At 68.7% G+C, this 21,968-nt stretch carries 22 protein-coding genes; all 22 read left to right on the top strand.

Going from position 1 to position 21,968, the window contains the following annotated elements:
* Positions 1-73: 73 nt before the first annotated feature.
* The 22 genes from NS3_RS15045 (at position 74) to NS3_RS14940 (ending at position 21,837) form a co-directional block, all read left to right on the top strand.
* On the top strand, positions 74-1,408 hold the full coding sequence (locus NS3_RS15045) for a cutinase family protein (protein WP_067859951.1): 1,335 nt from the start codon (positions 74-76) through the stop codon (positions 1,406-1,408).
* 131 nt (positions 1,409-1,539) lie between these two features.
* Positions 1,540-2,244 carry a DUF8176 domain-containing protein gene (locus NS3_RS15040; protein ID WP_067859948.1) on the top strand — a complete coding sequence of 235 codons (705 nt, stop codon included), beginning with the start codon at positions 1,540-1,542 and terminating at the stop codon, positions 2,242-2,244.
* A gap of 1 nt (position 2,245) precedes the next feature.
* Positions 2,246-2,902, top strand: coding sequence for a hypothetical protein (locus NS3_RS15035; RefSeq protein ID WP_067859945.1), 657 nt, complete (start codon positions 2,246-2,248; stop codon positions 2,900-2,902).
* Positions 2,899-3,198 (top strand): hypothetical protein, encoded by a 300-nt coding sequence (locus NS3_RS15030; RefSeq protein WP_067859942.1) that lies wholly within the window; start codon positions 2,899-2,901, stop codon positions 3,196-3,198. Before NS3_RS15035 ends, NS3_RS15030 begins: the two co-directional genes overlap by 4 nt.
* Position 3,199: 1 nt before the next feature.
* Complete coding sequence (locus tag NS3_RS15025; protein WP_067859939.1) at positions 3,200-3,490, top strand: hypothetical protein; 291 nt, start codon at positions 3,200-3,202, stop codon at positions 3,488-3,490.
* A gap of 58 nt (positions 3,491-3,548) precedes the next feature.
* On the top strand, positions 3,549-4,172 hold the full coding sequence (locus tag NS3_RS15020) for a DUF8175 domain-containg protein (RefSeq protein WP_157101355.1): 624 nt from the start codon (positions 3,549-3,551) through the stop codon (positions 4,170-4,172).
* 15 nt (positions 4,173-4,187) lie between these two features.
* Entirely contained in the window at positions 4,188-4,976 is a 789-nt protein-coding gene (locus NS3_RS15015) for a DUF8175 domain-containg protein (protein ID WP_067859933.1), read from the top strand.
* Positions 4,973-6,436: a TrbL/VirB6 family protein gene (locus NS3_RS15010; protein WP_507762082.1), complete on the top strand. Its 1,464-nt coding sequence runs from the start codon at positions 4,973-4,975 to the stop codon at positions 6,434-6,436. The genes NS3_RS15015 and NS3_RS15010 overlap by 4 nt, the downstream gene beginning before the upstream one ends.
* Positions 6,433-7,905: an SCO6880 family protein gene (locus NS3_RS15005; protein WP_084495554.1), complete on the top strand. Its 1,473-nt coding sequence runs from the start codon at positions 6,433-6,435 to the stop codon at positions 7,903-7,905. Before NS3_RS15010 ends, NS3_RS15005 begins: the two co-directional genes overlap by 4 nt.
* Positions 7,902-9,614, top strand: a complete 1,713-nt coding sequence (locus tag NS3_RS15000) for a putative type IV secretion/conjugal transfer ATPase (protein WP_067859923.1) — start codon at positions 7,902-7,904, stop codon at positions 9,612-9,614. The genes NS3_RS15005 and NS3_RS15000 overlap by 4 nt, the downstream gene beginning before the upstream one ends.
* A 161-nt stretch (positions 9,615-9,775) precedes the next feature.
* Positions 9,776-10,798 carry a C40 family peptidase gene (locus tag NS3_RS14995; protein ID WP_084495553.1) on the top strand — a complete coding sequence of 341 codons (1,023 nt, stop codon included), beginning with the start codon at positions 9,776-9,778 and terminating at the stop codon, positions 10,796-10,798.
* On the top strand, positions 10,795-11,469 hold the full coding sequence (locus tag NS3_RS14990) for a hypothetical protein (protein ID WP_067859920.1): 675 nt from the start codon (positions 10,795-10,797) through the stop codon (positions 11,467-11,469). The genes NS3_RS14995 and NS3_RS14990 overlap by 4 nt, the downstream gene beginning before the upstream one ends.
* On the top strand, positions 11,466-12,005 hold the full coding sequence (locus tag NS3_RS14985) for a hypothetical protein (protein WP_157101353.1): 540 nt from the start codon (positions 11,466-11,468) through the stop codon (positions 12,003-12,005). The genes NS3_RS14990 and NS3_RS14985 overlap by 4 nt, the downstream gene beginning before the upstream one ends.
* Entirely contained in the window at positions 12,002-13,099 is a 1,098-nt protein-coding gene (locus NS3_RS14980) for a hypothetical protein (RefSeq protein ID WP_067859914.1), read from the top strand. The genes NS3_RS14985 and NS3_RS14980 overlap by 4 nt, the downstream gene beginning before the upstream one ends.
* A gap of 52 nt (positions 13,100-13,151) precedes the next feature.
* A complete protein-coding gene (locus NS3_RS14975; RefSeq protein WP_067859911.1) occupies positions 13,152-14,036 on the top strand; it encodes a hypothetical protein in 885 nt (294 codons plus the stop codon).
* Positions 14,033-14,971 carry a hypothetical protein gene (locus NS3_RS14970; RefSeq protein ID WP_067859907.1) on the top strand — a complete coding sequence of 313 codons (939 nt, stop codon included), beginning with the start codon at positions 14,033-14,035 and terminating at the stop codon, positions 14,969-14,971. The genes NS3_RS14975 and NS3_RS14970 overlap by 4 nt, the downstream gene beginning before the upstream one ends.
* A gap of 16 nt (positions 14,972-14,987) precedes the next feature.
* Positions 14,988-15,950, top strand: a complete 963-nt coding sequence (locus NS3_RS14965; protein ID WP_067859904.1) for a hypothetical protein — start codon at positions 14,988-14,990, stop codon at positions 15,948-15,950.
* 195 nt (positions 15,951-16,145) lie between these two features.
* Positions 16,146-17,174, top strand: coding sequence for a hypothetical protein (locus NS3_RS14960; RefSeq protein WP_067859901.1), 1,029 nt, complete (start codon positions 16,146-16,148; stop codon positions 17,172-17,174).
* A 49-nt stretch (positions 17,175-17,223) separates the two neighbouring features.
* Positions 17,224-19,101: a type IV secretory system conjugative DNA transfer family protein gene (locus NS3_RS14955; RefSeq protein WP_067859898.1), complete on the top strand. Its 1,878-nt coding sequence runs from the start codon at positions 17,224-17,226 to the stop codon at positions 19,099-19,101.
* Complete coding sequence (locus NS3_RS14950; protein WP_067859895.1) at positions 19,098-20,021, top strand: DUF4913 domain-containing protein; 924 nt, start codon at positions 19,098-19,100, stop codon at positions 20,019-20,021. Before NS3_RS14955 ends, NS3_RS14950 begins: the two co-directional genes overlap by 4 nt.
* Positions 20,018-20,932: a hypothetical protein gene (locus NS3_RS14945; RefSeq protein ID WP_157101352.1), complete on the top strand. Its 915-nt coding sequence runs from the start codon at positions 20,018-20,020 to the stop codon at positions 20,930-20,932. Before NS3_RS14950 ends, NS3_RS14945 begins: the two co-directional genes overlap by 4 nt.
* Positions 20,929-21,837, top strand: a complete 909-nt coding sequence (locus NS3_RS14940) for a hypothetical protein (protein WP_067859889.1) — start codon at positions 20,929-20,931, stop codon at positions 21,835-21,837. The genes NS3_RS14945 and NS3_RS14940 overlap by 4 nt, the downstream gene beginning before the upstream one ends.
* The last annotated feature ends 131 nt before the right edge of the window (positions 21,838-21,968 follow it).

Below are 21,968 nucleotides of genomic sequence, written 5' to 3'. Positions count from 1 at the left end.
CGCAGCGGCACCGGCAACGGCAACCGCACAACCCGACTTCACGAAAACCCAAGCGTGCCCAGTCCTCTACGCGTTGGGCGTTCAGGGCCACGAGGAAGGCGCGACAGAGACCGGCGGCGATACCGGTGCGCTCGGGCAAGTGTTCGGGCCGGTCACCGCCGCCGCGGGGGAGCTGGTGCAGCGCGCCTACGTGCCCTACGGCGATACCACGTCGACCTTCGACGCCGCAGTCGAGAATGCAGCCCAACAGCTCGAAGACATGGCCGGCGAGGTCGTGGACCGCTGCCCGAACACGCTTCTCGCCGTCGCCGGATACGCTCACGGCGCCGCGGCGGCCGACCGCTTCGCCCAACGCGTCGGCTCCGGGCAGAGTCGCATCAGCGCCGACCGGGTTGCCGCCGTCGCGCTGCTGGCCAACCCCGCTCGCGCTGCCGGCACTCCAGTCCTGCCGGGCCGCCCGCAATCGAGCACGCCGTCTGCGGCCCCGGGAACCAGCGGCAGCGAGGTCTCTGAAATCAGCTTGCTCACCCCGGCGCTGGCCGGAGGCGGGATCGCGAGCACCGGGGCCAGTACGCCCGGGTACGGGGCGTTGACCGGTCGAGTCGCGGATCTGTGTATGGCCGGTGACGGCGCCTGCGACACTCCCGCCAGCAGTCCGCTGGCCACTACCGCGGCGAACATCGCCGCTCGCAGTGATACCCGTGATCCGATCGCGGCGATCTCCACCATCGCCGCCGCCCTGTCGGCGACTGCTTTCAACACCGCCGTGACTGTGGTCAACGAGGACCTTTCCGGCACCAGCCTCGATGAACTGTCCTACCAGCCCGCCGAACCACTCGGCCGACGCTTGGCCGAGGCCTCCGATTCGGCCGCCACCGCGCCCACCCACGCCGAAGCACTCAGTGCGCTGTTCAAGATCGGCACGATCGGGCTCAACGCCGCTATCACGGTGGCACGGACGGTGATCACCCCGGCCACGGTGGCCGAGCTGGCGACCGTGGGCATGGCCGATCCGCTGGCCGCGGTCGCGGTTCTCGGCACGAAACTCGCCGACGCGGTCGTCGAACTCATCCCACCCCAGACGGCCAGCCGATGGGTCAACGACGCCTTCGACGCGATCACCAGCACCGTCACCGACTCCGATCAGCTCTACACCCTGGCCGCGACCGCCCAATACAGCGACACCACCGGCCGCCACGGCTCCTACGACACCGTCCCCGCCACCAGCACCGGCAGCTCCGCACTGCGCGCCGTCGCGGACTGGTTCATCGCCATCACACGCGACGCGCCGACCGCCCCGACATCGGGAGCCCCATCACCAACCTCGACGACCTCGTCGGCGACGCGTTCCTCGCCGAGCATTCCGACGCCGTCGACCGCGCCCCCTGCGGCACCCAGCGGACGGTGACCCCACAGACCCCTCCGGGCGGAGCTGGTTCGGCCGACGTACCCAACCAGTCTGCTGATCCTCCCCCGGCGACCCGCCCGGAGGGCCCATCTTCCCCCACTGCCATCGCTGCGAGGAGGTGACACCCACCCATGCGACACGACACCCCCATCGACACCGACCACGGCGCGGACTGGCTGCGCACCGAAACCACTGTCGCGCAACCCGCCCCGGATACACGCACCGGCGTTCCCACTGACGAAGGCGACCAATGGCAGTGGCTCGGCGCGGAACGCGCGGACAGCGTGCCCGCAGCTACGGACAGCCGGCGGCACCTTCCGGGACACCGAGCGGTGTGGATCGCACTCACCGCGGCGTTGACCCTCGCCGCCGCGGTGACGGGCGCAGGGATCATGGCGGTCACCGACATCCCTGAGACCCCCGCCGTGATTCCCACACTGAATGCCACACCACCGGCGACGACGGCTATCGCTGACGCGTGCACTGGATTGACGGGCACAACGATCACCGACGGCCCCGGCGACACACGGTCGATGCCCGGGGTGATCGCCGCCTTCGAGCACGCCTACTACCAGCGCCGCGATGCCGAGGCAGCGCTGCGGCTGGTCGCACTCGAAGCCGGCCTCGCCGCCGACTCCCTGGCCGCGGGGATCGCCTCGATCCCTGCCGGGACGACGCACTGCGTCGCGATCACCCCGATCGCTGCAACCGCCGCCGAGGTGCACCTGGTGGAGCGTCACCCCGACGGCAGCCGCGTGGACTACCTGCAACTGATCAACACCCATCCCGCCCCGGACGGGGACGTGCTGATCACCAACTTCCAGAAGCGAGGCTGACATGACCGCCACCGCTTCACACCTCGAACAGGCCTCCCGGCCTGGCACCGGCAGCCGGTTGGACCCGCACACATTGTCCGCGCCGGACCAGGTCGCGCCGTTGCGGACCGATCCGTTGCCGACGACAGGCGCGCACCCGCCGCTGTGGGCGGTGCTGGGTGCGCACGGCGGCGCGGGCACTTCCACCCTGGCGCGCTGGTGGGCACCGGCCGCCGACACCGGACTGTCCTGGCCGGCCTCACCGGCGACCACCCAGCTGGTGCTGGTCGCGGCCCGGCTGTGCATGCCCGGGCTCACCGCCGCTGCCGATCGCCTGCGGGAATGGCACGCCGGACGCGCCGCCCCCGGGGTCGAAGTGATCGGGCTGGTGCTCACCGCCGCGCGCCCGGGCGCTGTGCCCGCGGCGGTGCGCCGCTACCGGTCGGTGGTCACCGAACTGGTCGAGTCGGTCTACGAGATCGGCTGGCACGACGAGCTTCTCGCCACCGAGCTCACCGATTTGGCCGAATTCACGCCGTTCGATCCGCCACCGCCACGACGTGCCCGGCTGCGAAACGCGGTTCCGGTCGATGTGTATCGCGCCGGAACCCAGATCCTCACTCGCTTGGCCGCGACCCGAACAGGCGCGGCTCGCAACGATTCGGAGACCTCATCATGAGCACCGCCGTAGCCCTGGCCCACACGGTTGTGACCGTGTGGGCGCAGGAAATCAACATCACCCCCACGGCCCCGCCGGGAGCCAACAAGGTCATCACCCTGGTGAACTTCATGGCCTGGTTCGTGACACTGGCCGGGATCGCGGCCGTCATCTACGCCGGCGGCAAATTCGGATGGGAACGCTGGCACGGCGGGTCGGTCGAATCCCCGAAGATCCTGCTCGGCGCGCTGTTCGGAGGAATTCTGGCCACCAGCGCGGGACCGATCATGAACGCGGTCGTCAACGGAGGTGCCTGACATGCGCGACGGCCCCGAGGCAAGCCCAGTGTCGGCGAATCCGTCGCCGGAGTCGACGGTGCTGGCCGCGAACCTCCCCGCTGACGTGCTGTCTCCTGTGACCCAACTGCTGGGCTATCTGGCCTGGTGCGTGCTGCTGCTGTGCATTGCCCGCACGATCTGGGTCGGCGGGCTGCTGGCGATCCGTGTCTACCGCGAGGAAAGCCTCGAAGGACTCCTCGGCGCCTTGCTCGGTGCCGCCTTGCTCGGCATGGCCAGCTCCCTTGCTCTGTCTGTCCTGCCCTCCACCTGACCGTCACCTCTCGAGGAGGTCGATACCTGTGCGTCCGGACCGAATTCATTGTTTGGCGGTGACCGCCGTACTGGCGTTCACCGGTCCGATCGCCGCCGCCGCACTGATGGCGTGCGGCACCGAAAACGCTGTGGGAAGTGGCGATCCCAGCGACAACACGGTCATCGATATCCAGGCCGCGCCGACAGGCCTGCGATGGCAGCCTTTTCAAGGCGTCGACCTGCCGATGACCGACCAAGGACCTCACCGCAGTGACGGCCCTGTCGTCACCGGATTCGACAGGTCCCCGGCTGGTGCGGCAGTCGCGGCGGCGCAGGCCAGTGTTCGAGTCTCGATCGCCGCCGAAAGCCAATGGCCCCAGATCGGTGCGCGCATGCTCGCTCCCGGGGCAGGCCGCGACGCTTGGGCGGTCGCGCGCGCTCAGATTTCGATCACCGCCCCGATCACCAGCGGCGCGCCGCGGCTGCTCGGCTACGTCATCACCCACTACAGCCCCGACGCCACCGACGTCGATCTCTACAGCAGCCACCCCGACAACTCGGTGACCCGACACCACACCACCGTGATCTGGCAGCACGACGACTGGCGCCTGACGCTGCCCGACATCACCCCCTCCTCCCGGCCCGCCGTGGCTGCCGTCGAGACCACCCCACCCGAACTCATCGCGTTCCAAGAGCACTGAAAGCGACTGTGCCGCATGCGTTCTTACAAGATCCTGATCATTCTGCTCGCTGCGATCACTGCCGTCGTGGTCACGGTGTTGGTGCTGACCATCACCCGCGGCGAACCGCAGCCCGCAGCCCCGCCCTCGGCGCCGACCATCGACCCGACCACCCGGCCTCCCTCGACCACAACAGGGGAATCGAGTGCGGATTTGTTCGGCAATCGCCTCGAGATCCCGGCGGTCGAAGCCGGTGTCCCGGCTGTCCAAGACCCCGCCGCGAGACCCGACCCCACACGTGTGGACTACCTGGTGACCCCGCCCGCACAGCTGCGATGGCAGCGCGGGTGGGGTGGTGCGGCGCTGCCGGTCTCGGCCAGTGACGGACCGACCGAGGTCCGAGATGGGATCGCCTCCGGGTTCGCACGCACACCGCAAGGTGCGGCCTTGGCCGCGGCGGACGCGTTGGCCCGCGCGCTGGCCGCGCCGGAGGGCACCTGGCAGCGTGTGGTCGCCGAGCGCTACCACGGCGACGAGCAGGCGGTGCTGGATCGGTTCGCCCGTTCACGCTCACGCACCCCGGACGCCGGACGCTACGTCGTCGTCCCCGACGGCGTACGCATCGTCCCCGGATACAGCCCCGACTTCGCCGTCGTCGAGTTCGCCGCCCGCGACGGGATGGGCTACCGGATCGCCCGCTGGCCGATGACCTGGCTCGACGGTGACTGGCGCGTCGCGATCCCCACCGACATCGAAACGCTCTGGGGCCCGGGAACCTACACCGACTCGCTGAGCGACTTCGGGGTGTGGAGGACCGTCTCATGAGCCCGACCCCGATCGCTTCCGTGATACCCGCAGGTACCCGAGAACAATTGTCGCTCCCCGGCCTCTGCGATATCCCGCTCGGCCCGCAACAGGCATGCGAACAAGTCGGCCAAGCCGTGGAAGACGCCGCGAATTCGGCCATCGACAATCTCGTCGACGTCCTGATCGACGGCTACGCCCGGCTGATCAGGATCGCGATGGCGTGGTGGACGGACTTCCCCTCACCTGAGCTGACCGGCCCTTCCGGAGAACCGGGTTCGGCGTTGACCGCAGTACGTGAGTACACCAGCGGATTGCAGGTGACGTTCCTGATCGCCGGCATCATGTTCGCCGCGGCACGCCTGGCGCTGGCCAAACGCGGCGGTGTCGCCGGCGAGGCGCAAGAGAGTTTCCTGATGCTCGCGCGGGCGAGTTTCATGTCCATGGCGTTCGCGGTGCTGGTCACCATGGGAACCCGCGCCGGCGACAATTTCGCCACCTGGGTGATCTTCTCCGCCAGCGACGGCGACTGGGTCGGTGCGGTCGACCGGCTGACGAAATTCGACCAGCAAACCGCACAAGCCGGTCTCGGTACCGGTGTCCTGCTGATCATCGGCCTGCTCGGGTTGATCGGCACCCTGATCCAGCTGGTGATGCTCGTCCTGCGGCAAGCGCTGCTGATTCTGGTGGTCGCGGTGATCCCGCTCGCGGCCGCAGCCTCGGGCACCGGGCCCGGCTCGCAATCCTACAAACGGCTGTTGTCGTGGGCGCTGGCGTTCGTGCTCTACAAACCGGCCGGCGCGCTGGTGTATGCGATCGCTTTCACCGTGATCGGCGATGAAAACCAGACCGATCCTCAGCAGATCCTGTTGGGGCTGATCCTGCTGCTGATGAGCGTGATCGTTCTGCCCGCCCTGGTACGACTGGTCGCCCCCGCGGTGTCCACGCTCGGCAGCGGCGGCGGCGCAACCGCGGTCCTGGCCGGCGGCGCGGCAGGTGTGGCGATGGGATCGGCGGGCGATCGCGGGAGCGCGCGCAAAGTCAGCGAGGGCGAGGACGCCGCCCCCGGGGCAGGGCCTTCCGGGGGATCGAGTCACGGCGGTGGGCCTGGTGGCGGTGGTGGGGGCCGTCGGATGGGCGGTGGCGGCGGCGGGTCCGCACCCGCGTCCGGGGCGAGCGGCGACAGCGGTGGCAGCGGTGGTTCGGCGAGCGGCGCCGCCGGCGGGGGAGTGCGTTCGACTGATCCGTCGGGCAGGGCCTCGTCGGGGGGTGGGGCGGGGTCGCAGAGCGCGGGCGGCTCGCAAGCCGCTGGTGGTGCGGGTTCGGCTGCCGGTGGTGCGGCCGGTGCCGCGGTGATGGCTGCGCAACAGATCAAAGCCGCTGGCGATCAAGCTGTTTCGGCGGTGGAGGCGCAGACCCGTGACGTGGCCGAGGGCGGCTGGAATCCCGATTCGCTGGGACCGGGGGAGGTGCGGCGATGAGCAGTCGCATGTACGGGCGGTGGGAGCGTCCTCGCAGCGCCGGATTCTTCGGCCTGACCTGGGGAGTGTCGATGGTCGGGCTCGCATTGATCGTGACGGTCATGGTGGGGTTCCTGCTCACCCGTTCGGTGAGCGTCGCGCTGGGGTTGGTGGTGGCAGCGGCGGCGGTGTTCATACCGGTCGCGGTCACCATCGACGGCCGCACCGGGTGGGAGCTGGTGCTGTTGCGCATCCAGTTCGTTGCCGCGCGCGCCCGTGGGGAGCACATCTACCGTGCGGGGCGGTTCGCCCGGATCCCCGGAGTAGCGAAACTGCCTGGTTTGTGGGCTGATTCGCGGCTGTCGGAGTACGAGACCGCTGGGGGAGGCCGGTTCGCGATGCTGCAACTGCGCCGCAGCGACCACTACACGGTCGTGTTGCGGGTGGTCCCGCGCGGCAAAGAACTGGTCGACCAACCCCAGATCGACGCGTGGGTGGAGGGCTACGGACATTTTCTGGCGACCCAGAGCCGCGGCGGGGAAGTGGTCGCGGTGACCGCGGTGCTCGACAACGTGGTCGAGACCCGTCTCAAGCAGGCCAGAGAGGTCACCCGACTGATCCGGCCGCAAGCGCCCGAGTACGCACGCGCGGTGATGCAGGAGGCCGCCGCCGACTCCGGCGGCATCGGGGTGCGAATCGAGGCGCGGATCGCGATCACCTACCGCGCCATCGGCAAAGGCAGGGTCCGCCGCGACGAGGCCGAGCAAGCCCGCGAGATCGGCCAGCGCCTGCAAGGCGTGCTGTCCCAACTCGCCCGCGCAGGGCTGCCCGCCACCCCGCTGCAGGCGTGGGAAGTCCTCGCGCTGGTGCGTACCCGCTACGACCTGGCCTCCCAACGTGATGTCGAGGCCGCCGGTGCTCAACTGGCCGAGACCCAGTCCTGGGACTCGGTCGGCCCGCTCTCCCATGTCGATCGCTGGGATCACTACGTCCACGACGGCGCCCGCTCGGTCACCTGGGAGATGGACGCCGCCCCGCGCGGCGCGGTGATGGAAACCGTGCTCGAAGAACTGCTGCGCCCACGCGCGGATGTGCCGCGCAAGCGCGTGGCGATCGTGTACCGGCTGCATTCGGCCGCCGAGGCCACCAGCCTGGTGGATTCCGATTTCCGCGACGCCATCGCCGCCGAACAGACCGAACGCGGCATCGCCTCGGCGTCGGCACGGATCCGGGTCGGCAACACCAGCGCCGCACGGGAGGAACAAGCCCGCGGCGCGGGACTCACCCGATTCGGTGTGCTCGTCACGGTGACCGACCACCTCGACGGGGATCTGCCCGGCATCGAGGCATCGGTGAAGGCCATGAGCGCTGCCTCACGCCTGTCGGTGCGGCGCTGCTACGGCTTCCAGGCCAGCGCGTTCGCCGCCTCGCTGGGGATCGGACTGGTCCTGCCCGAACACTCCTCGATCTCCAAGCGGGTGAGCGCATGACCCGCACCGACACCCCACGCCAACGGCGGACCGAATCCGTCGCAGGCGTGCGCGTTCTGACTCCCGCAGCGAGGGCGGCCACCGAAGCCGCTGCCGCCCGGCCCGGGCTGCGTGGCTGGTGGGCGCGGCTGGCGATGTCCAGAGATGATCATCGTCGGGCGACTGCTGCCCGCCGCACCGAAACCCACGGTGGCGACGATGGCTTCGACCGATCGCTGGCAACGCTGACCGACCGCGGATACCGCGGGCCGGGCGGCGGCCGAGCCGCCGTGGTCCCTGCCACCCCCGAATGGCGGGCCACCACCGTCCAGGTCGCCGGCCTGTGGCCGTTCTCGGTGGGCGCGAGCGCGCCCACGGTCGGTACCCCGGTCGGGACCCATTACATCACCGGTGCCCCGGTCCATTTCGACCCGATGTCGTGGTTCCTGCGCGGGTTCATCAGCGCGCCGATCGCGTTCGTGTTGGCGCTCAACGGTTTCGGTAAGTCGTCGTTGATCCGGCGGATGGTGACCGGCGCGGTCGCGGCGGGGGAGACCGTGCTGTGCATGGGCGACACCAAACCCGACTATCGCGACCTGGTGGATCGCCTGGGTGGCCAAGTCGTCGATGTCGGTTACGGACACGGCACCATCAACCCCCTCGACGTCGGCGCACTCGGTTCGATCATCGACCGGCTGCCCGATCCCGACCAACGCCGCCAGGTCAGCGCACGGGTCGAAGCCGGTCAGGTCAACGTGGTCGCCGGATTGATCGAACTCGTACGTGGTTCCCGAGTCGCGGACTACGAGGAAGTCCTCATCGCCGCCGGGCTGCGTGAGCTCTACGGCGCTACGGGTTTCAGCTACGCGCACGCACCGCTGCTGGCCGACCTGCTCGAGGTCATCTCCACCGGCGGCGACCGGCTGCGCCGCTTCGCCGAGGAGGACGACGAGCCTTCCTATCGGGCGAGCACCAAAACCCTCCGGCGATCGCTGCGGGCATTGGTCGAAGGCCCGTTCGGGGCCATCTTCAACGGACCCACCACCACACGGCTGGACCTGGACAGTCCGGCGGTGTGCGTGGATGTCTCGCGCATTCCCGAGGGCGACACCAAACTGTTGGCCGCGGTATTGATGGTGTGCTGGTCGGACGGGTTCGGCGCGGTCGCCGCCGCCCACGCCCTGGCCGACGCCGGACTCCAACCCCCTCGGACCTTCGAAGTGGTGATGGACGAGATCTGGCGTGTGCTCGGCGCCGGGGAATTCATGGTCGATCGGGTCGATGCCTTGACCCGCCTGAACCGGACCCTGGGCACCGGTCTGATCATGTGCAGCCACACCATCAAAGACCTCGCCGCCTTCGACTCCGTCGCCGCACAGGCCAAAGCGCTCGGCTTCTTCGAACGGGCCCGCGCCAAGATCATCGGCCCGGTCGGGCCCGAGGAAGTCGATCGCATCCGCGCCGTGGTCGGGATCACCGACACCGAGAAACTGCTGATCACCTCCTGGGCCGCGCCGCGCCCACCCACCGATGACGACCTCGACCCGAACCGACGCGAAACACCGCCCGGCACAGGCTGCTTCCTACTGAAAACCGGTGAGGCCGCCGAACCCGGCGTCGCCTTCCGGATGAACTTCACCCCGACAGAGCGAACCAGCCAGGTCCATCACACCAATCGCCGGTTCGACAACCTGCCCAGCGGCGGCACCCCTGGTGGTGAGCACCCGTGAGCCCGATGTCGAAAGCTGTTTCTGCGACGGCGATCTCAATACCGATTCTGCTGATACTGCTGTTGCTGGTGGCTGTCGGGGTCGACGAACGGTCCTCGTGTGCCACGCCGGTGCCCGCCGGGGCTGTGGTGGACGGGCCTACCGGGCAAACAGTGGCCGGGATGTCGGAGGCCCAGCTGCGGTTGGCGCGTGATGGGGTGGCGATCGGCAAGCAGCGGCGGATGCCGGAGTCGGTCATCGTGGCCGAACTGGCCGCCCAGGCCACCGAATCCTCGTTCCGCAACCTCGCCAACCCGTCGGTGCCCGAGTCGCTGAGCTACGCCAACGACGGGCTCGGCCACGACCACGACTCGGTCGGCCCCCATCAACTGCGTGCCAGCATCTGGGGATCGGTCGGCATCGCCGCCCTCATGGACCCGGTCTATCAGATCAACTGGTTCTACGACCACGCCGATGAACTCGGCTCCGCGGCCGAACGGATGGCGCCGGCCGATCTCGCGCAAGCCATCGAACGCAGCGCCCCCAACGCCTACGCCGGTCAGTTGCCCTTGGCCCGCCACCTGTATGCGCTGTTCGCCGACATCGATCCCGGTCCGGCAGCACAGACATCCACCGGTGTTGCCGGTCCCGGGTGTGGTTCGGTCTCGGGGACTCCGTTGACCCCGGCCGAGGCGTCGGGGTTCGGGCGGGCGGTGATCGAGCATGCCGCACGCTGGATCGGCACCCCGTATGTGTGGGGCGGCGGAGACACCTCCGGCCCGACCTCGGGCGGTTTCGACTGCTCCGGGCTGACCCTCTATGCGGTCCATCACGCCTCCGGCGGCCGAATCCGGCTGCCGCACTACACCCAAGCCCAACAGGACCACTCCACCGCACAGGTCGTACCACCGGCACAACGTCAGCCCGGAGACCTGATCTTCTTCACCACGGCGGGCAGTGCGGACTCCCACCACGTCGGAATCTACTACGGCCGCGACGAGCAGGGCCGTGACCTGCTGCTGCATGCCCCGCAATCCGGCCAGACCGTCACGCTCACCCCGCTGAGCGCGTGGGAGGGCGAACGCATGGACGTACGTCGCTACGCCGCTGGCGCCGACCCGGGCCCGCCCGCCGGGCAGCTCCTCACCCCAGCCGCTCACCCGCAACGAGAACTCCTACCCGAGGTATCGGAGGACACACTATGACCGACAGCGAGAACCGGGGGAACACCCCCGACGGGGCCGTCACACAGCCCGAGATCACGGCCCTGGTCGCCGCCCACACCGCGCACTTGCGTCGCATCACCCGCGTGCTGGATCTCGAGCGGTTCGCCACCACCCACGGGCTGTGCGACCAGCGCGCATTCAGCAGGTTCGTGCACGCCTTGCGGCGCGTCGCCGGTGTGGACATCGACGCGATTCGGGAACTGAATCAGGCACAGAAGCGCGTCGAGCCCGTGTTCGTCGCGCAGGCGGCGCGCGGACCGCGCTTGGCGCTGTGGTGCGCGGGCACCCGCACCCGTTTCACGGTGGCCCGCGCCGGAGGGGAACTCATCTGGCGGGACCGCCACCCCCACGCCTGTCCAGTACATCCCACTCGAGCGGCGAAGTCCGCTGCCGGGCAGGCGATCTGGGTAGCGGGCCGAGCCCGCGCCGAGTGGGGAGCAGAGGCAGCCACCCTGCGATTGACCATGGACCGCAGCCACGGGGTCGATCTGCTCGGGCTGCACCAGCGCGCCCTCGCGTTCAACCTGCTGTTGGAATTGGTGACCGACCCGCTGCACAACCCCGCCGCCCGCGCCAAGGGTGCTGCGACTGTCGAATGGCACGGCAGTGACCCGGCGGTCCTCATCGACTCCGCTGCGGACCGGTCATGATCGCCCGCCTGCCGGCGACGGTCAGCGCATTGGTCACACTCTCGACGGCCGCTTGCGCTGTGAACACAGCCGACGCGCCGATGACGGATCAAAGCCTCTGCCGTGCAAGCGCTTTTGTTGCGCCGTTCGATCAGGTTGATCCCTGCGCGGGTGAGGACGTCCTTTTGGCCGCGGTCCGGGCGCTGTTCACCTACCGGCCGCTCCGGCAACGTGACCCAGCAGAGGCGGTACGATCAGCCTCCCCGTTGCTCGACGACCATTTCGCCGCGCAGGCCAGCACTACGGTGCCGGTGTGGGTGCCGATCATCACCGCCCGGTGGCAGCAGTTGCGTGAGAAACGCGCGGAAATTCACCCGGAGGTGCGGCTGACCGCCGATGACCATCCACCTGATACCCCTACTCGACTCGCTCGTGTGCTCGGCATCGAATTCGATCTGCCCGCTGAAGGCGTGATCAGCTTCCCGGTCTACGCCACCGTGACCCGAGCCGGTGACCGGCACGCATGGCGTCTGGCCGGATTGCAGGTGCCGCAATGAGCGGGGACCCGGTCGAGGAGAGCAGCCAGCAGGTTCGACAGGGATTCGTCCAAGCGTTGCAGACCGCGCACACCACGGCTGCGCTCATGCGTGGGCGCGGGGGCGAGAGCCGGTCCCGCGCCGAACATGACCAGCGTCTCGAACACGCCGACAACCGGGAAGCGCGTTCGCTGCGGGAGCACAACGTGCGGGTCAACGCGACAATTTTCGAAACCGACTCCAAGGTGCGGGTCAACGATGCCCGCGTCGATGAGATCCGCGGCCGGATCACCATCAACGAGCAAGCGCAGCAGCTCGCTCAACGGGAGACCGACGCGAGGATGGGACGCGCGGATCGGGATCTGGCGCGACGCAATCGACTGGGGCGACAGCAGTTCCGGCACAACCGGAAAGTCCACGACGCCAAACTCGGCGCCTATACCGGACGCGAGACCCGCGCCGACGAACTGCATTCCCTCGACGTCGAATACAAGAAGCTGCTGATCGATATCCGGCGGCGCGCGGCCGGCTTCACCGAGACCTTGTCCGGCGAGGGACAGTCCGGTGAGGCCGCGGCGTCAGCAGCGGCGTTCGCGGCAGCCGAGGCCGAACGCGACCTGTCCGAGGACCACGCCCGTGACGCCGATGCCTACGAGCAACGGTTCACCGAAGACACCGGCCGCACCGCCACCGATGTCATCGACGCAGTCGTCGTCGACGACATCAGCGATGTCGAAGGGACGCCGGACGGTGTGGACGTGATCGACGCCGACACCCTGGACAGCGATCTCGATGGTGACCTCGATGCCGCCGCGGACACCGGGGTCGGCGAGGAGTGGGGAGAGGTCGCTGAACCGGAGTACCGGTTGGCGTCGTTGGAGGCGGTGCGGGGGCTGGCCGAAGAACTGACCGCCGAGACCCACCTCACCCACCTGGCCGGAACCGGGGTTCTCGACTCCGACCCCGACCTGTCCCCCTTCGAAGCCGTCGCCGACGCGCTGGACGTTGCGGTCGGAGACGGTGGCACTGGCAGCACGGCGGCGGAGGATTCGATCGAACGCGATCCGATCGGTGCCGATGTCTTCTCCGAGCCGGTATGGGAGCCGGAGTCATGAGCAGGCCCCTCGGCTGGTGTGCACGCAGGTCGGGTCGCTGCGAGGTCCTGTGATGGCCACTGCGACCGCGTTGCAAGCGCACATGCTCAAAGGAATTCAGAATCTGGCGCTGGACAACGAGCGCCACCGCGCCCGACTCGCCGAGGCCGGGACGTCGGCGGATGCGGCCGAGCAGCTCGAGATCGGGCAGCGGTCGCTGACCCAGCTAGAGCAGGTCGCGCTCGGCATCGGAGTGCCCAAGCCCTGGATCGATTACGCGCGGGCGGCCGGACAGCGCGGAATGCGCTGGGAAGCGGGGCAGTCGCTGCTGGGCTCCGGCCATGTCGAGCGTGAACACCTGATCTCCATGCTCGGGCGAGAGGTCCGCGGATTGCAGGACATGGCCGGCATCGGAGCGATCTACATCGGCCGCGGCGGACTCGACGCCGACGTGGTCGCTCGATTCCGCCGCGTCATGGGCATGACCTGGCAGCGGTTGGGCGCGATCTCCCACGCCTTGGGCCTGAGCAACGAGGAACAGCATCAGGTGTGGCGCCGCGGAGACCGGCACTGGTCCACTGCGGTCGCCACCCAGTTCGCGAACACGGATCCGAAGTCGCTGGCACAGCGATGGAACCGGATCGTGGCCACCGATTTCAGCGCCGCCACGATTCCGGTCGTCGTGCTGCAAGCCGCCGGAATCACCGCCGAGGACTCCGCCGCGGCGATGCCGACATCCCCGGACCGCATGGTCGCCCAGGCCATCGACGCACTCGCCGCCACCGAGCACGCACCGGCAACGTCGCGATCGCTGCCACGGGCGGCAGCCGAGATCCAGACAGCCGTCGATGCCGCGACCAGCCGTGGAGGTTCGGAACCAGGACGGAGCGGCCCACCGGTGCCCGAGCACTCCATCGCAGGCCCCGAATCCGACCCGAGCCGAGGAGTCGACCGATGACCACAGCCAGTCCCGGCGACGACACAGGGGAGTTGGCCGGCTGGAAAGCTGTACTACTCGCACGCATACAGCAGCGGTCCTTCGACCACGCGCGCGTGCTGTACCGCGGATACCCGGACTACGACCCGGCGACCGGACGTGGCGATACCGCGATCGCGACCTGGCGCGCGCACCTGCTCGACCTCCAGGCCGAACAGCACGAACTGATCGTGCGTGCCGCCGCGTCCGGCGTCCCCGAGGCGATGATCACCGCCGCGATCGACAACGGAACGCAGGGACGCCGGTGGGGTGAGAGCGTACGTAACCCGCCGACAACCCGCTATGGCGAAGATCCGGTCCGTGCGCAGATGATCGCCCAGATCGCCGAGGACGTGTGGAGCCTCGAGCACATGGCCGCCATCGGTGTCGACCGCGAACGCCGCGGTGGCGGGGATCGGGCCGACAGGGCCGCTCATGAGCAGTACCTACGCAATATGGATGCGCTGTGGCAGCGCACCGATCTCACCGCTGCGGTCGCGCACCTATCGGTGGCCGAGCGCAGCGAGTTGTGGGGACGCGACGCAGCGGGGTGGCGGCGGCTGGTCGAGGTCAGCGTCGCCGGCTACGACGACGCTGACCTCGAACAGCTCTGGCGCGCCCATGCCTGGCCCGGCGTCGAATGGGATGTCAACCGCACCAGCGAGAATCTCGCCGGCGAGGCCGAAGCCTTCTCCACCCCGGACCGTCACCGGCCTCCGACACCGACAGTGTTGTTCGAGCGCGCACGCGCCGCACTGGACGACATCGGCGCGACCGAGCTCGCCGCGCCGGGGATCGACCACGCCCTCGACGCCGCCCTGCTCCCGCCGTCGAGGGCAGCACCGAGCGCAGGCGGCGAACCGACCGAGTCATCTTTCGACATCGACGCCACGACCGAGCCCGAAGTCGAACTCTGAACCGACGGAGACCTTTATGAGCACACCGAACGACCCGCCTGAAACAGTTGAGCAGTGGCAGGCGCGGACCCTGCTCACGATCGGACATCTGGCAGCCGAACACGCCCGCATCCTCGATGCGGGCTGGACCGGCTTCGACGCCGTCGACGACGGCGGCCCCGAAGCCGCATGGCAGCAGCATCTGGAAGCCCTCGACGGTGAACGCGAACGGCTGGAGCAGACCGCGCTCAGCGCCGGTGTCGATCCGGAGCTGATCGCCGACGCCGCCGCACTCGGCCGACAGCGCACCCGCCCGAGAGTCGACGCAGCCACCCGCGAGCTGTCCTCACCGGCCCGAGACGACGCCGCGACCGGATTCTACGTCGACATGCTGGTAGTCGATCTGTGGCGGCTGGAACGCATGGCCGCCATCGCCGCCGCGCGCAGTGAACGCATCGCCACCGGCCGCTACAGCTTCGGCACCGACCCACTGACCGAAGCCAGATTCGCCGCCAACATGGACCTCTACCACCAGCGCGTCACCGCCCTGGCCACTGCCGCCCACATCACCCCCGTCGAAGCCGAAGAACTATGGGGAAGCGGCGCGGAACCAGTACGCCGCCAACACGCCATCCACCTGGACGGATACGACGAACTGACCCTGATCCAGGAATGGAAGACCCACGCCCGCCCGACACGCGAACTCGCCAGCCCGCCCTACATTCCCCCCGACCCCGCCGGCGACTCCACTGCCGGCATATCGGCTCGACCCCCGACACCCCAGCAGATGATCAACGCTGCCGAGGCATCCCGGCGATCGGAATTCCTCGACACCGCACTCGCCGGCACCGACACCGGCACCACCGCTCTGGGCGCCATATCCGCCGCGATCGACTCCCTACCCGCAGATCCCATCGGCGCCGAGGACACCGGCGGCGGTATCGATCAGGGCAGCGAACCCGAACCGGGATACCACACCGACTACGGCAACGATCCCTGATCCGGAGACGTCGAATCGACGCTGCCGCAACGCTTTGTCGTCGATCTCCGGTCACGGGTACTGACCGCGACATCGAACCCGCCACGCCAGGGACACCGACACCTTCCGCTTCGAATCGGAGGACTTCCCGATGTCCGTCCCACGATCATCCACCAGCCCAGCATCCCCTCGCCGTGACCAGGCCGGGAGACGCTGATGAACTGGCTGCAAGCCCGCACCGGCACCCCCACCGACCCCGGCTACTACCACGACGCCGCCAGTCCCCGCGAAGCCAAGCTGCGCGCGGACTTCACCCGCTATCACTACCTCCGCGAAATCGCACCGTACGGTGAAACACCCGATCAGGTCGCGGAATTGACCGCTCGCGCCGAGGACTTGAACACCCGGTGGAGCCGGTCGGGACCGATGGAGCAACGCACCCTGTGGTCGCAACTGGACGCCGCCACAGCAGTCTGGCAGACACGCCCCGAAACCGCCCGCGCCCAGTACTTCCAGCTCGCTCGCGCCAAAGCCGCCGGTGACCTCCCGGTCGACGACCAGACATGGCGGACCCTGAGCCAAGCCGCGGTCATCACCGGACGAATCGAACCCGGCATCACCGGCTCAACCCAGGACGGCGCCCGCTCACGCCCGCAGGACAGAGCACTGGGCATCGCGGCGGACCCGGCGAACCTGCTCGACCGCGCCCTCGGCGGACGCGGCCCCGAGATCAGCTCACTCGCGGAAATCGACGCGATCATCGCCGCCACCGACGAACTGCTCGAGGCCGAAGAACGCGACGGCGACCTCGACACCGGCGCCGACGAACGCGCCGTGGCCCGCCACAGCGCGCTGCGACAGGTCCAAGACCTCACCGCCGAACACGCCCACACCAGCGAACGCTTCACCGGACACCCCGGCCACGACCAACACCTGATCGACCGATTGGACGGCCTGCTGGCACAAACCAGGCTCGCGCGCAGCGCCGCCGAGCGAGCAGGCGCCAGCCCCGAGCAGATCCACACCGCCTACCTGGCCGGACGCGACGGCACCTATTACCACAGCACCACCCCATCGGGACCAGAGCCCGGACCTGAGCGAGCCGAACTCGACACGGTGGCCCGGATCGACGCGGCGGTGGCCGCCGCGATCGGTGAGGAACCCGACGACGGGACCGTCCGCGATCCCGCAGCGGCCTACGAACCCGACACCGAAATGTCCCACGATGCGGGGGTGATGCTGTGAAAACCGCTGCCGCGCCATCGAGATCCACGAAGAATCGAGGAGCTCACCGATGATCTCGAACCGCGAGACCCGCCGCCGCACCAAAGGCGGACTCGGCGAGGAAACCGCACTGCTGCTTCTGTTCATCGCAGTGCTCGCGGTACTGCTCACCGCATGGGCAGCACTGGCCGTGGGCAGCTGGTGGGCCGGACTGCCGATCACCGAGCACCCGGCCGCCGCGCTGGCCGGCGTCGCACTCGGCACTCTCGCGTGGCCCTGGCAGGCCACCGCCGCCGCAGTGCTGCTCTATGCCGTCGAGGCCGGGATACTCATCGCCGTCCGGCGCCAGCTGGGCCCACCGAGTGAAATCGATGCCGCGGCGCGAACCATGCAACGCCCCAATCAGATCCGCGTCGCCCGCGCCGTCGACAACACGACTGCCAATCGGCGATTGCTGGCAGACGCGCCCGCAGAAGTCCGGGCGAAGAAGGGACCACCATTGGGTTCGACCGTCATCGGCGGTGTCGAATTGTTCGTCCCCGCCGAACTCGGCGTGACGATCGCCGCGGGTACCCGCACCGGCAAAACCATGGCCTGGGCGATCCCGGCCGTACTGGCGGCGTGGGGTCCCTGCCTGGCCACCAGCAACAAACCCGACCTCTACAGGCACACCCTGGCCGGGCGTGAACAACTCGGTCGCGTGTGGTTGTCGGACCTGCAAGGTGTCACCGGAACACCGACCTGCGGCTTCTGGGTGAACCTGCTGACCCAGGTCACCAACCTGCCCGCAGCACGCAAACTGGCAGGATTCTTTGTCTCGGCGGCATCGGGGTCGGCGGCGCAAGCGGCGAACGCGAAGGTCGACTCGTATTTCGACGGCGGAGCCCAAGAACTGCTGGCGCTCTACATCCTGGCCGCCGCCCGGTCCGGCGGTGACCTGCTGCATGTGGCCGAATGGCTCGGCCGTGACCAGGACCAGACACCCGCGCTGATCCTGGACAACCACGGGCAGCATCGACCCGCGGACAGGATCCGCGAGTCCCAGGCCCTCTACGCCCGCCAACGCGACGGCTTGTACGACATGGCCCGCAGGTATCTCAACGTGCTCGCCGACGCCGACTACGCGCGCATGATCACACCACCGGCACGCACCCGCCTGCGGGTTCGCGAACAAACAGACAAACACAGCGGCGAGGCGACCGTCGTGATCGAGGAAACCGAACTCCCGCCCACCCACGACCTGCCCGAATTCAAACCCCTGGAATACGTCACCTCCACCGACACCGTCTACGCGCTGAGCATGGCCGGCCCCGACAGCGCGACACCACTCACCTCAGCGCTGGTCGGCCAGATCATCGAAGCAGCCCTGACCACAGCCAGAGCACGCCCCGACGGACGACTCGCAGTGCCCCTGCTCGCTGTCCTCGACGAGGCCGCCAACTGCGCCCGCATCGCCGAACTCCCCAGCTACTACACCTACGCCGGCGGCTGCGGCATCATCCTCATCACCATCCTGCAAGTCCTCGAACAGGGCGAAGACCTCTGGGGCGCAAACGGTTTGAAGACCATGCGCGCCCAGTCGATCGAAGTCTACGGCGGCGGCATCGCCGCAGTGGACTACCTCCAGCACTGGTCACACATGGCCGGCCAGCACGATGTAGCCGACCGCTCCCGCAGCCGCGGCACGGGCGGCACCAACCGAACCCTTTCCTGGCGAGCCGAACCCATCCTCGACATCGCCCAACTCGCCGCACTACCCAAAGACCGCGCGCTGGTGCGCCTGCCCGGACACGGCCCCGTCGTCGTCGCGAAAACCTGGTGGCAGGACACCGAATACGCGCCGATCATCCGCCGATCCCTGCAACGATTCACCACCGGCAACGCACAGACCGTGCTCACCGTGATCCCCGGCGATGGCGAGCCAGCGACCGAGGACAGTGCCCAGTGACCGGCGCAATCCCGCCCGCCGTGAGCACCGGCGGCACACGAAACAGCAAGCAGCCACCGAAACCCGCCTACCCGCACTTCTCGGCCTTCGCCGAAAAGTGGCTGCTGCCGCTGATCAGCGTCCGTCTCTCACACGGCCAACGCGACGGCACCTACACCTGGTGCGCGCACTGGTGGGCCCATCGACCGGTCGCGGTACGCATCGCCCACCTGCATTCCGCCTTCGAAGCCTCCCGAGGCAGCGCCGCCAGCAGCTTCGTCACCGGCCACATCGATGCCCACCTGCGCACCATCCTCGACGCGGCGAAAGGACCCCTGCACCGCTGCACCCCAACCGAACATGTGCCCACCCCATCACTGCCCTTCGAACCGGTCTCCGACGAATGGTTCAGCCGAACCGGCACAAGCGGGGAGGACAGCGAACCCGCCGAGGACACCGGCCCCGTCGACACGTCCGAGGACGGCGGCACCGTAAAGAGACCGCCGCCACCGAGATTTAGCCATTACGCACTGTGGGTGCAGCAGTGGCTACTTCCGGTGACCGCAGCCAGGATCGCCGCCCAGCAGCGGGAGGGCACCTACACCTGGTGCTCACGCTGGTTCGACCACCACGGCGTAGCTGTCCGCTTCGCCCTGCTGCACGCCGCCTTCGAAGCCGCGGTGATCTCCAAGGACCGCACCGCGATGTCGAACTTCTTCGTCCGCCAGATCGACCCGACCATGCGCGTGGTACTCGACGCCGCCCACGGACCCCTGCACCGCTGCTCACCGACCGACCACCTGCACCTGCCCGGTCTGACGAGCGCCCGCATCCCCCGCAACTGGTTCGGCGCCCCCGGCGCCCGAACCCCGATCGAACGCGCCGGCTTCGGCCCCGACTTCCGCGCATTCGCCGACACGGACCAGGGACGAACACGATGACCGAACCGAGAATTAACCCGACAGATGCCCAAGCCCGCGTCCTGAAGGCCCTGCACAACCACACCGTAGCCATCACCGAAATGCTCAGCGAAACAACAGATTATGCCGAACCCGCACCACACGCCTGGCTGGTCACCTACCACCACCACGCCATCGCCCGCGCGGATCTGGCCACCGCCGCGACCGCCGGCGGAGTCCCACAAGCATGGATCGACCACGTGCAAACCCTCGGCGAACGCGGCACCACCTGGACCCCGAAGTCGCCACTGCCGAACCCCGGCGCAACTGATTGGGACCAAATCCTGACCGACCTCACCACCGATGTCGCCCGCATCCAGGAATGGGAAGCGCTCGACGCCGCCTATCACCGACTCGAACACCCCACCGGCGACACCGCGTCGGCAGGCTTGCGCACCGGCCTCGAAGCGGTACGGATGCGCACCGCAGGGGTCGCCAACCTCCTCGGCCTCACCACCGACCTGTCGGTCGAGTTGTGGGGCGATGTGTCGGACTGGGCACGCTACGCCGCCGCGAAACTCGACGCCGTCCCCGCCGAACAGATCATCCACCGCTGGCACGCCGCCGCCGCCACCGACACCCGCGCCTACGCCGGTCAAGCCACCGCCCTGGCCTCTGACGCCGGCATCCCGGTCGACGCTGCCGCCGCGATCCCGCCCACCAGGGACTTACGCGCCGCCATCCACACTGAACTGAGCAACATACACGCTCAATTCGTCTCTGCCGGGTCTTCCATCAGCTCTGCGGTCGAGGCCGCGATCACCCCACCAGGCAGTGGGTCCACCGAGATGGTTTTCAGTGCCTCGCAGGGCGTCGACCAGCCATGGATGAACTGTCCCGACCACGCCGAAGCGGTGCCGGTGTTCTCGAGTAGCGACGGAGCCAGCTGGTGAGCCCGGTCCCGCCGCCACAACGCGTTCGCGACATACCCGCCGACCACGCCGAAGGACTGCGCCGAGTACACAAGCTCACCGCCGAAAGCGCCAAGCTGCACCGGGCACTCGAGACCGCAGTGACCATCGCCGACCGGCTGGACCTGGTTCGACAGGTCGACGCAGCCGACCGCGACCGCGCACTGCTGGAAATCAACCTGCGCAGCCGCAGGATACCGGCGGTGTGGATCGACGTCGCACGACGACTCGGAGCCGCCCACCAACCCTGGACGACCGACCAGATCCTGCCACCGGCCCGCACGGACACCAGACGCAGCAGCCGCAACCGAGTCGCGGCCGACACCCATCTACTCGTCGACATGGCCGCGGTCAGCGTCCTGCGAGACCACCTGCTCAACCACCACCGCCACCCCATCGACCCCACCACCGCCGACGCGGTCCAGTTCCGCCGCAACATGGGCGCCATCTGGCAACGCAGCATCATCACCGCCGACCTCATCAATCTCAGCGATGACCAGCGCACCCGGATCACCGCCGCCGCAGCCGCCGACCTCACACAGCGGATCGGCCTCTACCGGGAGATGAGTCTCGACGACATCCACACCCTCTGGCACGCCTACACCGGTGGCGGCCTCGCCGACACCTACCGTCGATCCATCACCGCGACAACAGGACCCGGTCGGAGTACGAACCCGCCGCTACCCAACCCCCAGCACTGGCTCGACCAAGCCCACACGAACCTGACCGCCGGCGGACCGCCGCAACACAACCGCGACATCGAACGCGCTGTCGACGCAGCGATCCACGCACACATCCTCGGCAAGGACGCCGACCATCACCACGGTCACGGACTCGATGAAATGCCGGGCGCGAACGCTGTGATCGAACCCGGACCGGATCCATGAGCACACACCCGAGGTTTTGTCATGTCCGGAGGGACGTGCCGTGGCGGATATGACCCGGCCACCCGGACGACGCGACTCCACCCGACCCGAGCCCCACCGCTGCCATCGACGTCGACGACCCACCGTGTACC

This window comes from Nocardia shimofusensis NBRC 100134, assembly GCF_001613125.1.
In the GTDB taxonomy this organism is placed as follows: Bacteria; Actinomycetota; Actinomycetes; order Mycobacteriales; family Mycobacteriaceae; genus Nocardia; species Nocardia shimofusensis.
This window is presented reverse-complemented; position numbering and strand designations above follow the sequence as displayed.